Origin of the sequence: Paenibacillus sp. ACRRY, assembly GCF_022346995.1 — a bacterium.
In the GTDB taxonomy this organism is placed as follows: Bacteria; Bacillota; Bacilli; order Paenibacillales; family Paenibacillaceae; genus Paenibacillus.
Window position 1 is genome coordinate 1,470,780 of sequence record NZ_JAKRNM010000001.1, and the last position, 13,332, is coordinate 1,484,111.

At 47.6% G+C, this 13,332-nt stretch carries 10 protein-coding genes; all 10 read right to left on the minus strand.

Annotation, left to right across the window (positions count from 1 at the left end):
- Positions 1-85 precede the first annotated feature (85 nt).
- On the minus strand, positions 86-796 hold the full coding sequence (treR, locus tag MH144_RS06205) for a trehalose operon repressor (protein ID WP_239299278.1): 711 nt from the start codon (positions 794-796) through the stop codon (positions 86-88).
- 116 nt (positions 797-912) lie between these two features.
- Positions 913-1,566 carry a carboxylesterase family protein gene (locus MH144_RS06210; protein ID WP_239298427.1) on the minus strand — a complete coding sequence of 218 codons (654 nt, stop codon included), beginning with the start codon at positions 1,564-1,566 and terminating at the stop codon, positions 913-915.
- 16 nt (positions 1,567-1,582) lie between these two features.
- On the minus strand, positions 1,583-2,599 hold the full coding sequence (locus MH144_RS06215; protein ID WP_154893394.1) for an SDR family oxidoreductase: 1,017 nt from the start codon (positions 2,597-2,599) through the stop codon (positions 1,583-1,585).
- A gap of 97 nt (positions 2,600-2,696) precedes the next feature.
- The gene (locus tag MH144_RS06220) at positions 2,697-3,122 is read right to left on the minus strand and encodes a cupredoxin domain-containing protein (protein ID WP_239298429.1); all 426 of its coding nucleotides are present in this window, start codon (positions 3,120-3,122) and stop codon (positions 2,697-2,699) included.
- Positions 3,123-3,349: 227 nt separating this feature from the next.
- Entirely contained in the window at positions 3,350-4,303 is a 954-nt protein-coding gene (locus MH144_RS06225; RefSeq protein WP_239298431.1) for an EamA family transporter, read from the minus strand.
- Between the two features lie 344 nt (positions 4,304-4,647).
- Complete coding sequence (locus MH144_RS06230; RefSeq protein ID WP_239298433.1) at positions 4,648-6,855, minus strand: DEAD/DEAH box helicase; 2,208 nt, start codon at positions 6,853-6,855, stop codon at positions 4,648-4,650.
- The gene (locus MH144_RS06235; protein ID WP_239298435.1) at positions 6,852-8,195 is read right to left on the minus strand and encodes an ATP-binding protein; all 1,344 of its coding nucleotides are present in this window, start codon (positions 8,193-8,195) and stop codon (positions 6,852-6,854) included. The genes MH144_RS06230 and MH144_RS06235 overlap by 4 nt, the downstream gene beginning before the upstream one ends.
- Positions 8,196-8,202: 7 nt before the next feature.
- Positions 8,203-9,705, minus strand: coding sequence for a TerB N-terminal domain-containing protein (locus tag MH144_RS06240; RefSeq protein WP_239298437.1), 1,503 nt, complete (start codon positions 9,703-9,705; stop codon positions 8,203-8,205).
- Positions 9,706-9,911: 206 nt separating this feature from the next.
- Positions 9,912-12,452 (minus strand): diguanylate cyclase domain-containing protein, encoded by a 2,541-nt coding sequence (locus MH144_RS06245; protein WP_239298439.1) that lies wholly within the window; start codon positions 12,450-12,452, stop codon positions 9,912-9,914.
- Positions 12,453-12,550: 98 nt separating this feature from the next.
- Positions 12,551-13,144 carry a biliverdin-producing heme oxygenase gene (locus MH144_RS06250; RefSeq protein ID WP_239298441.1) on the minus strand — a complete coding sequence of 198 codons (594 nt, stop codon included), beginning with the start codon at positions 13,142-13,144 and terminating at the stop codon, positions 12,551-12,553.
- Between the last annotated feature and the right edge of the window lie 188 nt (positions 13,145-13,332).

The following is a 13,332-nucleotide window of genomic DNA, read 5'->3' on the forward strand; positions in this document are numbered from 1 at the left end:
CAACTCATTCTTACTCTTTATGGAAAAAAGAAATACCCGTCCAATGATGAAGAAGTGGACAGGCATTTCTTTTTTTCCATTGCAATTATTTACGCCTTGCAAAATCAACAAACCTGAATTTGTCCGGACGGTGCCGGGATTCCGTGAACTGAAAAGGACTCGCATCCTCCAGATAGACCTGGCTGCGTACAACGACAACATTGTGGAAACCTTCCAGATCCATCAGTCTTCGATCTTCTTCGGTAGGCTCTTCCACCAAGATCTCTTTCTTGGCAAAAGAAATGGACAATCCAAGCTCGTCCTCAATGTACTCATAAATGGAGTCATTACATATCTCTTTGTTCAATCCCGGAACAAGACGCTGACTGATATAGTCCTTGTCCAGAATGACACGTTCTCCATCCACATTTCTTACGCGCACGATTTTCCATACCTGTTCGCCCATTCCAAAATGAATGGTTTTAAATAAGGCTTGATCTACTTTCTGTTCCTCAAGATCCTCAACATGGGTTCTTGCCCGATGTCCCATTTTCTTGGCCAGTTCCTTGAAGCTGACCAGTCCCGAAATGGGGAAATCAATTTTTCGAATATCCAGTACAATGGATCCCTTGCCTTGAATTTTCTGAATATAACCTTCTTCATACAGCATTTTCAGCGCTTTGCGTATCGTCTCTCTGGACGTCTGATAGCTTTCGGACAAATCAAGCTCCGATGGCAAAAGCGAACCCGCCTCGATCTCTCCAGTCCGAATATGAGCTGCGATATCTTCGTAGATTCGGATAAACTTGTTATTCATCATTCATCACCATAGTTCATTACCCTTTTTATCATATTAGCAACCTATTATAGCATTATTGAGGGGGTTAATGCACTTGATGGATGGTTCTCCAGGCACGGCTGATAAATAACTGTCTACAAGGAGTGACTCAGAAACCACTTGTACAAGTCCGGATTACTGTATGTCTCATCCCAAGCATTATGATTACCTTCCGGATAGACTGTCAGCTTCACGTTTGCCTTTATCGCTTCAAGGGCATCCACAATTCCCTGTGATTCCGAGAGAGGAACAACATCATCCTTGGCACCGTGAAATGCCCAGATCGGCACATCACGCAAGGCTTCCGCCTTGGATGGATCTATTCCCCCGCACACAGGGGCAACGGCAGCAAAAACATCGGGATAATCGATTGGCAGATGCCACGCCCCGTAACCTCCCATGCTTAATCCGGTAAGATACACTCTCTTCGGATCTGCAGGATGGTTCTCCAGCACATGTTCAACAATGGCGTACAGAGCTTCCTTTTCCATTGCCCAGAATTCATCCTCTGGACATTGGGGTGATATGACGATAAACGGAAAGCTCTTGTCCTGATCTACAATGTGCGGAAGTCCGTTCGCTTTCACCTTATTCAAATCACTGCCGCGTTCGCCTGATCCATGAAGAAACAGAATAACAGGCCACTTCTTATCTGCTGGTCGGTCTTCCGTATCGGGAATGTGCAGCAAATAGTCCAATGTCAACGTTTTGGTTATTTCCTTGACGATTCGATGCCCCGTCTGGGTCATGACTGTCCCCTCACTTCTATTCTCTAATCTTCTTCAACGCTTCGTCCAGAGCTCCAACCACCTTGTCACACCAAACGTCAAATTCAGGATCTTCGGTTTGCAGCTCTGGATGATCCAGCATATAATGTATCGTTTTCCGAATTCCCTGATCGGCTCTCGTTGTTGCTACAAATTCAGGTACAAGCCTCTTGAGTTTACTATTGTCGAACACCACCGTGTTGGCCTTATCTCCAAGCAAACCGCCGCGAAGGTCCTGATCGCTGCATGCAGCCAAAAATTCCGAAGGTACATGAACCGCATTCAGCTTGACACCAAGTACTCCTGCGATAATCTCATAGATTTGGTTCCACGTCACAGACTCGTCTGAGGTAATATGTACAGACTCACCAATGGCATGGATATTCCCCATAAGACCGATAAAACCTTTGGCAAAATCACTATTATGCGTAATCGTCCATAGGGATGTGCCATCACCGTGAATGATTACGGGTTTACCTTCGCGAATCCGCTTGAGAACCTGCCAGCTTCCTTTGGCTCCATGCACGCCCAGGGGCACAGACAGGTCACCATACGTATGGCTTGGACGTACAATCGTCACCGGAAAACCATGTTCCCGGTACTGCTTCATCAGATAATCTTCGCAGGCGATCTTATTGCGTGAATACTCCCAGTAGGGGTTGGATAATGGTGTGCCTTCCGTAATGCGATAGTCGGCAAGCGGTGTCTGATAGGCTGATGCCGAGCTAATGAATATGAATTGTTTGGTTTTGTCTTTGAATAAACGATAATCTCTCTCGAGCTGTGACGGTACAAAAGCTATAAAGTCTGCAACGACATCAAATTCAAGATCCGCAATGAGTTCTGCCACCCGTTCTTCATCATTGATGTCGGCCTGCAGCACATTGACTTCAGCGGGCAGATCATCATTACGATTGCCGCGATTGATCAAGTAAAGCTCACAACCCTGACTGGCGAGCTGATGCGTAATTGCTGTACTGATTGTACCCGTTCCTCCAATAAATAGCGCTTTCATATTAGGCCACCTCCAGATGGAATGTCTCACAAGTACATGATAGCACGCATGCAAAAGAGGAGCAAAGCCAGCTTGTCACTGACTCTGCTCCTCTCGTTTAAACGACCTTAATTGTTCCGTATATCATGTACATGCCGCAGTGAATTTCATATTCTCCAGGCTGCAAATTTTCATCAACCGTATAGTAGTTGTCTCCTTTTTGCATGTACAAATCCATTCCCAGATCTTGTGAACCAACCGATTTCACATGGGTGACTGACCGGGTAAGAATAAAATTAATTTTAGTGGGAACTCCCGCTTTAACCTCAATCACCCCAGGCTCAAATCCGTCATTACTCACATTCACATCAATGACTTCATATCCTTCCAATTCCTCAGTCGTCTCCGCTTGTGCTGTAACCGAACTTCCTGAACCGGGAGACATGTCCTTGCCCATGAAATAAAAGAGAAATGACCCCAGTAATACAATAACAGCAAGGCCCAGCGTAAGCCACGGCCACATTTTCTTGATCGAGCTATTCATATCAGCATGCCTCTTTTCCTGAATTAAAAGTACAGCCTATATCATACCTTAAGCCGCTGCAGATAGAAATGGCTCCTATGGGCCATGTCAGATCAACCTTAGCAAGTGAGGGTTGGATATCCAACTTAAAACTTCGTTTTATCAAAAAAAGCCTGATTGCTCAGGCTTCTCTATGTTTATATTTATATCCATGATAACTCTTTCGCATTCCCAGCTTGATAGATTCGTTAAGAGGAATACTGCGGAGCACTTCGACTCCGTTTCAGCCGCATCTTATATAGCTCTGGCAGCGCAACGCCGATCAGAACGATAATGACGCCAAACCACTGCAGTCCGCTGACATGCTCATGAAGTACGACGGAAGATAACAACACTGCAACCGGAAGTTCTACTGCTCCCAGAATGCCTGCCATATCGCCCCCAATATGAGGAACCCCAATAGCGAACAGGACTGGCGGAATGAAAGCACCGAAGAAACCGAGCAGTAATCCGAACACAAGCAGCTGGCTCCAGATCAGTCCGTTAAACAGGAACGTCGGTGGGAACAGAATGCAGAGCAGAATTAATCCGCCGGTAACCATCCACGCGCTGCGAAACGCAGGATGTGCGGACGGCACGGCTTTGCCGCTAAACAGTACAAACAGTGAATAACTCACAGCTGCCATCAGTCCGAGTGCAATTCCCAGACCGTTAAACTCGCTCAGTCCCTGCTCCAGGAAACCTGCAGCAAGGAGTGTACCTCCAAACAGGATAATCAGAGTTAGGAAGGTTACTTTGTCTGGACGTTGGCGTTTACTTACCGCCTGAATCAACACGCTAATCCAGGTGAATTGAAATAGCAGAATAATCGCGAGGGATGCGGGAATGTAACGTAATGACTGATAGTATACCAAACCTGTTATAACTGTTGGCGTTCCGGCAGCCATTAACAGCAGACGCTGCTTCCATGTCAGTCGTGTAAACACACTGGTCGCTGCTGATGATGTTTTGCTATTTTGTGATCTGCGTTTTGTTTTAAATTTCGTGAATAGTGCCAGCAACCAGGACAGGATGAACCCTGTGACCAGCTGTGAACCGACAACCTCTCCGAGTTGATATCCTTCACCGTATGCCAGCACAACTATAGTTGATAAGATGCCATAGCTCATCGCTCCAGCGAGAACGGACAAATAGTACTTCATTATGAATGAACCTCCTGATGATCGATAATACGTCCGCATGTCTAATCCATGCCAAGGCCACACCCTACCACCATCCAAACGCAAAAAATCCTAACTTCGAGCAAGGAATAAACGAAATTCCTGGCATCGTAGTTAGGAAGTATAGGCTTCCCGTAGAGACCCTCGCCCTGTGTACACTTTTGGCCTGCGAGGTTATACGAAATGAAGTATGCTTTTGTGATGTTACGTATGTGACGACTTTTCATATATTACATGGCAGGTGAGATGGTGTCAACCCCATCATTCATTGAAAAATGAAATTGGCCAGCTAGGGGGTATCGAACGATATCATTCACGGCGTTATCTCATTCAGGAGATTCCCAAGCCAGCGTTTGTTCCAACCCCTCCTGTAAACCTTGCAGATCCAAGCCGTCCACGGCATAAGCTTCCCGGATCAATGGCGGCGCCACAAATTCATCGTATTTGCCTAGATACGGGGCCTCGTCTTCCGCCAGCAGTCCTGAAGCATCCTCAACGGTTCGGCATTCACTCATAATCTCTGCCAGAAGTGTCCGTGCATCCACTTTACCAGAGACGACAAAATAATAAGGCTCCATAGGTACGACAGAACGCAGCGCAAATCGATCAGACAGATTATGCTTCATCAACCGTTCCAGTGTTCGAAATGATTTGCTTCCCACCCAGGGGAGAACGTACAGGGAATCACCGCCAGCCGGAATAACCACCTGCTTCAGCAATCCGCTCTCCCGTGCCAACCGGCGTGCACGCTCCAAGCGATTCACCGCTTGTGGAGACAGATAAGGATAGATCACTGAATCCGACAGAACTTCACGCATTTTCTGAATGACCAGCGTATGAATGTCACCCCCCGCTCCAAGCCATAGGGTGTCCACTTTGCCTTTGGCCGCCTTCACATATACGGCTTTGTGTTTATGACCCACTTCTTCCACTTTCCACAGCTTTCCTGCAAGCGAGAAGCAATAGCCGGGCGGTGGAACTGTCGTAATCGAACCGATTTCCTCTGAACCATTCAGCACCTTGTGTTCCTCATCATCTTTGAAAACAGCATAAAAGCGATAATTATTCACCGTTTTCTCGCCAGTGAGCCCAATGATTAATGTCTGTTCTTCGGTCCACTGCAGATGATCGGTTTCAATCAGATAATTTAAGAACGTCTGGTACTGATCGGCCCGGATCTGACTGAACGGCGCAAGAGACAGCACGGCATACGCGAGTTCGCGTGGCTCTGCCTCCCCCATGCTTTTCAGCATGCTCATCGTCTGATGGTAGAGAACACCCATTGGCATTTGGCGAGCCTCAAGCGGTTCGACCCATTTGGTCTTCACATACAGTTCTATGACTGCAATGGCACGAAGCAGCGTCCATGGCATGCGAGCTGGAAGCTGCGCTTCTTCATCCTCTTCTTCCGGACAAACGAATAACATTTCTGAAGCCATGTCATCCCGTCTTCCTGACCTCCCCAGACGCTGGACAAAACTCGATGCGCTGTAAGGAGCACCTAACTGCACAACCCGTTCCAACTCACCGAGGTCGATCCCCAGTTCCAATGTTACCGTAGCCGCAGCTACTGCAGGCCCCAACCCGGTCCGCAGGGCCGCTTCCGTCTCTTCCCGAAGCATGGCCGATATGCTTCCATGATGCACATGAAACACATCCCTTTCTTCTCGCCGTGCAGCGACCCTTCTCATTTCAAGAATGGTCACTTCGGCATCCGTCCGGCTGTTGGTGAAGATTAGCGCCTTTTTGCGATGTGTACTCTCATAGATGAAATCGTAATAGGCTTTGCGTGCGTTGTGCAGATGTTCGGCCTGCTCCTCATCCCGGGCATCAGGAAAAGAGAAATGCTCCACCCGCAAGCGCAACTTGCGGCCGCCTGGAGAAGACACGACATCTACCGCTTCCTGCGTTCCTGCTGCCAGCCAAGAAGTTGCTGCCTCATAATCACTCAGCGTCGCGGATAGTCCCACTCTGCGGGGTCTGCAGCCAGCCATCCGCTCAATCCGGGCCAGTTCACTCAATACCTGAATGCCCCGATCTGCTCCCATGAATGCATGGACCTCGTCAATAATAACGTACCGCAAATCATGAAACAGCGCTGGTATGGCATTGGGACGGTTCATGAGCAAACCCTCGAGCGATTCCGGTGTAATCTGGAGCACGCCGGACGGATTGCGCACCAAACGTGTTTTTTCCGCTTGAGGTACATCCCCGTGCCAGTGCCACACCGGTATGTTGCCCTCGGATAACAGATCCTTCAGGCGCTCAAATTGATCATTAATCAGTGCCTTAAGTGGCCCGATATACAGAATGCCCACCGATTTGGAAGGACGTTCATACAACTCGGTCAGTGCAGGAAAAAAAGCTGCTTCCGTCTTGCCTGAAGCCGTTCCTGCCGCGATCAGCATATGATGCGGAGTATCGAAGCAAATATGACAAGCCTCAATCTGTGCAGGGCGGAGCGAATCCCATCTTTTTTTATAAATAAATTCCTGGACAAAAGGCGCCAGTCTGTAAAAAGAATTATCGCTCATAATTCAAATTCCGCCAGAAAATCGTCCATCTCATCCGGAGCAGTTGATGCTGTCGTTCCTTTTCCTCCATCCTGTGGCGCTGCTGCCCGCTCACCAAGCAATTGGGCATAAGTCACTTCCGGATTCTGGTGGAGCGTATGCAGTACATCCATAAAATCTCGCACTACTTCACGGGTCGTTAGCAGCTCATCCGCCCCAAGACGGTTCACCGCAGTTTGCATGAAATCAACCAGATCTTCATCCGTCAAGCTGGCCTGGTAACCAAAATGAAGGGCATGAATCTGACGCAGCTTCTGCAACAGGATGAGAATCTCTTCATGGGATAACATCGCCAGCTTCAGGATAGGTCCTGTGTAATTCGCGTATTCTCTCGCTGCATACCGACCATCAATCAGTCTGGAACGAAGCGCCTCATAACTAAACAATCCGCGTCTCTCATCCTCCACAAATTGCGGCGTACCGCCAACAAAGATGCCGAGGTGCTCTGCCTTGCCCTGCATCGTGTCATTGAACATGGTCAGCAATTTCTCATAATTGCTTTGCCGGGAGATGCTATTTGTAATCTTGTACAGATTCACCGCTTCATCGACAAAGAGCAGCAATCCTTTATAACCAATACGCGCCGTAAACTCCGACCATAATTTGAAATAATCATACCAATTGTCATCATCAATGATCACGCCGACAGCAAGTTCCTTCTTGGCTTCCGTCTTGGTGGCATACTCCCCTCTGAGCCAGCGAAGCGCAGCCTGTTTGCGATCATCATCTCCCAGCTTGTATCCGTTCCAGTACGAAGCAAGCACTTTGGCAAAATCAAAGCCGTGCACCAGGTTCTGCATTTCGTTCGTGACCTCGTAAATCTGCTTCTCCACTTCTAACGGCAGGGCAGGATCATCAGGTCTCAAACCCTGGTTCTGCATCGTTTGCTGCTGTAAGGCAGCAATCCACTTCTGCAGGATCGGTTCAAGTGCTCCGCCATCCGGGCGTGTGCGCGTGGACAGACGGGTCATTAGTTCACGGTACGTTGCGAGTCCCTGACCTTTGGTCCCTACCAATCTTCGCTCTGGGGACAAGTCTGCGTCTGCTACAACGAACTCCCGGTCCATCGCATAATTGCGAATCATTTGTAAGAGAAAGCTTTTTCCGCTACCGTACCTTCCTGTAATCAGCTTGAACGCGGCTCCGCCTTCGGCAATGTTATCCAGATCACGCAATATCGCGTCCACTTCGGGTTTGCGGCCGACGGCAATCTGCTCCAGTCCAATTCGCGGCACAACTCCCGCTGTCAATGAATTCACCAGTGCGGTGGTCAGCCGTTTCGGTATTTTTAGTTCTGTCACTGTCCTCTCACCTCTTCACATGTTCAAATACATTCATATATTCAGAAACTATCCGGTCACTTTCGATCAGCAGGTCGCCAATGGTTTCCATGGCAAGATCATTAATTTCATCCAGCAGAAGTGCAGGCATGGTTCCATATTGTTCAGCCACACGGTTCAGTTCAGTATCTGGCTTCTCGCCGAGCAGAGCATAAATGGCCAGCACATGCTGAGGAGCAAGCTGATCCGCCAAGTGGAGCCAATCCTCATCCAAATCCCCGGCACTTTCTTCCTCCCACTGCAAACGGACTGACGTAGCACTTGTTGCGATGACTTTAGCAGGTTCAGGTAACGCCTGATGTTCGAAGGGAGCCGCTTCCTTTGCCTGGTCGACATCTTCCTCAATCGTTAAAGCCTGGCGGACATATTCGCTCTCCTGCTGTAATGACGTCAGTTTCTCCGGATCAATTCGAATCATTGGTTTCTCGGCGGCTTCTGCTTGTTTAGCAGCATATACCTTGTCCAAATAACGTTCGATCAAGCCTGCGAGTTCAGGTTCAAGAGTCTTTCCGCGCAATCGGCCTCTGAATCCGAGCAGTTCCCGGCATTTGTTTTCGGTACAGCGAAAGATGCGTGTAACCAACTGAACAAAATCCGAATTCTCTCCAACCGGAACATAGGATAAGGGAACCGTTTTCCCATAAAGGGTATCGTCATATACCGCTTTGCGAAAGAGCACCCGCTCCGTTGTTCTCGGCTTACCCTGTATAAACTGGTTCGCGATCCCTTCCTGACGTGTTCGTAGAAGATAGGAATCTACGAGCACCATAACCTTGGGGATAAACTCTTCCAGCACTTCCTGGCCGCCATCCCTATAAAATTTGCTGAGCGTGATGTCATAGTCATAATATCGACGCAGCAAATTCAACGAAACATCGGAGATTCGATTCTGCAAAATCCGCTGCATCTCCATATCCTGTATCTCAGCGGGAAGATATCCGCTTGAAATGTCGAGAATCTCGGACAACGGCATGTCCAGTTGATGAACCAGCGTGTAATCCACGAGCCATTCCTGCATATACATGTCCAGCTGCGGATTCCGTACACGGTAATGTATCCATAACTGTTTCAGTTGATCGAAACCCGCTTGAGGATCTCTCCACCCTACGCCGTTAATCAATTCATACGTATGAACGAATACGTAGGACAGATCTGTATCCGGGAAACGTCTTTGCCTCACTTCCGACCTCCAGTACAAGTACCACTCGCGCTGGGACTCGTTCATGACACCATAAGTCGGCCAGTAGCTCATAAAAGGAACAAACGGAGCAGGTTCTCCCTCGGCTTCTTCAAGCTGCCGCGCCTCTTCCACGAATCGCTTCTCCGAAGACAATATGCTACCGCCAGTCTGGCTTGAATGAAATTGCCTGTGGGGAATGGTTGAACGTTCAGGCACCGGAACAGCCGAAGCTTCTGGTTCTTCGGTCAGATCGATCTCCATAAATTCCAACTGTCTTGAATGGTCTTTCATTGAAACTGTTTCACCATCCTCCATAATACCTAATACGAACAAGTGTATCCATATCCATCATTATAGCACTTGTCCTGTGACAATGGCGATGAGAATGCATTTTTCAAAAAAAGAAAGAATGGCGCTTAAACTGATCTCCAGTTCAAACGCCACCCTATAATTGATCAACTGCCTTAATAAATGAATTTGTAATCCGTGATGGGATATCAGACCATGGTGATCCGATTTTTCCCTTCACTCTTGGATTGAAGCAGAGCCTGCGTTGCCTTTTCAATTAAATCAGACACTGCCAGACTCTCTTCAGGTACCATGACAGCACCGCCCACACTGACGGTAACGACTTCATCCGGGCTGGACGGATCCCGCTGAATTTGAAGAGCAAGCACATGTTGTCTGATCTCTTCTGCAAGCCGGTCAGCCTGCTCTGACGTCGTGCCCTTAAGCTTAAGCATAAATGTGCCTCCTCGGAGGCGGGAGATCAACGCTTCATTCTGCTCACTAACGACAGCCAGCACTTCGCCTATCCACTGCAGGCAGAGATCTCCGCCCTGAAGACCGTAGGTAGCATTGTAGGATCGGAAATCGTCGATATCAATAATCAGCAGTCCCAGACTGCATTTTTCTTGCAAACACTCATCCCAATCTTCCTGAAGCTGAGATTTAAATATGGATTGAATCGGCATCTCCGTTAATGGATCTGTATTAAGATAGTTTTGCAGTTGATTGGTTGTCTCTGTATAACGTTCCTGATCGTGGTTGGATACTCCGCTGTTCAGAACGACCATGACGGAAGGTTTGCCTGCGTGCGTAACCGAAGCAAGTGTAACTTCCAGGAGCAGGGAAGCTCCTGCAGCTGTTGTGAAATAGGATTGATTCGTGTACAAACGTGTATCATCCCATTTGAGCTCCTCCAGATTTTGCTGCAAGATGGCTCTTGCATTATCAGGTACGAATTGGCTGAAGTCCATGCCATTCAGAAGTTTGGAGTTTTCATATCCCAGCAGTTCAGCTGCCCGGTTATTGCAGTATATAATTTTGCCATCCGTCAACGTAAAGAAGGCTACAGGTGAGAACTCCATCAGCTGCAAATAGCGTTGTTCATTTTGCCGCAAAATACGAGCATTTTGCAGTGCCTGTTCTTCGGCCTGAACCAGCTGATTTTCCGTTTGACGACGCACAATGCTTTTGAGCAAAGGCAGCACATTCAGCTCTTTTGTTGTCCATGGATAGGAGGTCGATTGTACAACCTCTCTCCATTTTTCAAACGATTTACGCGGAGAGAGTCGCATCCCGTCATCGGTCTTTATTACTGCTTTGGCAGGGTCGCCTGCCCAATCGACAAGCTGAATGACCTCAGGCCGGAACCAGATCATATAATGATGCTGCCCGGGGGAAATCGCAACATAGATTACGCCAGACACTTTGTCCTTGTAGGCAGACGCAGGTCCGTACTCCAAACTCAGCTTGGACGTATGGTAACCGTAGTCCTCTGATTTACCCGCTAGCCAAGCTGAAAGCTCACGTACTTGTTCACGTGTCGGTGTATCGCCATACAACATTAACTTGTCCTGATAGCAAATAGCAGCCCCGGAAGCACTCATGAGACCAAGTAACGTCTGTTCTTCACTCTGAAGCTCTTCCAGAATTCTGGCAGGGCTGGTATTCCCGATAAATATGCTCGAAATCCGGGAGGCGGCTTCCCGCGACCTGATCTCTGCCTGATATTCATCCAGCTGTTGACGCTGGAACAATTCACTGGAGAAAAATGCGCCGAGGAAGTTGCATAAGTTTCGCACACGATGAGGTACATATCTGGCAGAGTAATGATGGCATGTAATCAAGCCCCACAGTTGATTGTCATGAATCAGAGAGATCGTTACTGTCGCACCAACGCCCATATTCTGTAAATATTCAATATGCAGTGGTGATACACTGCGCAGGACCGAAAGACTCAGATTCAGTGGTCTACCCGTCAAGGGCTGCAGTGTAGGGATAATCTCTACAGGCTGGTAATTGACATTAACGATGGTACGCAGCCAGTTCCGCAAATACAATTCACGCGCTTGTTTAGGAATATCCGATGCCGGGTAGTGATGTCCTAGAAATGGTTCAAGCTGTTCCTCACGCGCTTCGGCAATGACCTTTCCATTCCATTGTTCGTCAAATTCGTAAATCATGACTCGGTCATAACCAAGCATTTCCTTCACTTGCTCAGCTGCAATCTGACTGGCCTCAATTCGGCTGTCCGTGCTCTTAATCCGTCCAAAAAAGCGTGAGATCCACTCAAAATCATTACCTTCCATCGTTCTGCTCTCATTGTAAGGCTCCATCTCCAGTATGAGCAGACCTTCGCTCTCATGGATCACCGACGTGAACACCTGATCATGTCCACCGATATTGATCGTGAGATCCATATATTGCAGATCTGAGGTTACAGAGGCACTGAAGCTGCGTGCAAGGATCTGGTGAAGACTCTCTCTGCCAATCAGATTTTCGAGAGGCAGACCAAGCACTTTATCAGTTTTAATGCCGAGAAGCTCTTCTGTATTCTGACTGCATTGTACAATTGTGGGGACATTATGGGTATTCACAGCCAAAAGCACACCATGAGGCTGAATGAAGCCGGGGATATGAATCGGTTCTTTATCACAATTGTTAAGATCTATGGGATCATTGGTGTACGTACCTTGATGAAGCAGCGTACGGTTCAGCAGATTATTATCTTTCCTGGACTTCGATTCGGCCATGGCCTGAAAAAAACCCTCTCACGATATCCCCAATATATAAAATTAAAAGGATTCTTTCATTGCAAGTATTCGCTAATTACATTACAAGTTTATATATTTCATTTGGTATTAATCCATTGGTCAAGTAACCGGAATGTTTCCGATGCAGTATGGACCATGACGTCTTGTTCTTCCTCGCTGTGAGCGAATTGAACCAGCTGCTCCATGAATTCAGCCCATTTTGTTCTGGTTTCGGAACCATAAGCGTTGAAATATTCTAGTCCGCGATCCGCTTCAATCGGCAAAAACTGTGAAAGACGTTTGGTAATGATTTGGCCTCCGTTAGTAGACCCTTCAATGACGTACAGATACCCAAACAATCGTGCTGGCGAAGATATATCCGGCAATTCCTCACATCTTGGCAGCTGCTTGATATCGTCATCACTGGAGCCTAAATGACGCAGGTCGTTTTCAAGCAAAATGGCTTTGCCCCGGATCCCGTAATCAAGTCCAGTATTCTCCCAAAACGGCTGCTCCAGAGCATGTTCTTCCAATGGTTTTAAGAAACCATAAAATTTCTCTAAATATTCCTTATACTCTTCTAAGCTCACGGTTTGATTCATAATAGCCTTCGCATAGTCGTTCTGTTCCACTTGTCTGTGATAGTGAGCTGTCTCACTCTTCAGACGTTCCATAATGGTACTGGCAGTCATGTAATCACACCTTTCTCTACTTCCTTTATCAAAATTAAAACCCAAACGAGAACCACATGTTCAATGCAGGTTGTAATGGATGCCTACTTAATCCAGATAAAGATTCTATGTAAGTATACTTTTTCTCACAGAAGAAAACTACTTGTACCCCGCACCGTTACCTTTGAGACGTTATATAAGGTTGTTAA

Coding starts and splice junctions, on each gene's coding strand:
- treR (WP_239299278.1), bottom strand. CDS start 796: ATGAATAACAAGTTTATCCGAATCTACGAAGATATCGCAGCTCATATT.
- MH144_RS06240 (WP_239298437.1), bottom strand. CDS start 9,705: ATGAAAGACCATTCAAGACAGTTGGAATTTATGGAGATCGATCTGACC.
- MH144_RS06230 (WP_239298433.1), bottom strand. CDS start 6,855: ATGAGCGATAATTCTTTTTACAGACTGGCGCCTTTTGTCCAGGAATTT.
- MH144_RS06250 (WP_239298441.1), bottom strand. CDS start 13,144: ATGACTGCCAGTACCATTATGGAACGTCTGAAGAGTGAGACAGCTCAC.
- MH144_RS06220 (WP_239298429.1), bottom strand. CDS start 3,122: ATGAATAGCTCGATCAAGAAAATGTGGCCGTGGCTTACGCTGGGCCTT.
- MH144_RS06210 (WP_239298427.1), bottom strand. CDS start 1,566: ATGACCCAGACGGGGCATCGAATCGTCAAGGAAATAACCAAAACGTTG.
- MH144_RS06215 (WP_154893394.1), bottom strand. CDS start 2,599: ATGAAAGCGCTATTTATTGGAGGAACGGGTACAATCAGTACAGCAATT.
- MH144_RS06225 (WP_239298431.1), bottom strand. CDS start 4,303: ATGAAGTACTATTTGTCCGTTCTCGCTGGAGCGATGAGCTATGGCATC.
- MH144_RS06245 (WP_239298439.1), bottom strand. CDS start 12,452: ATGGCCGAATCGAAGTCCAGGAAAGATAATAATCTGCTGAACCGTACG.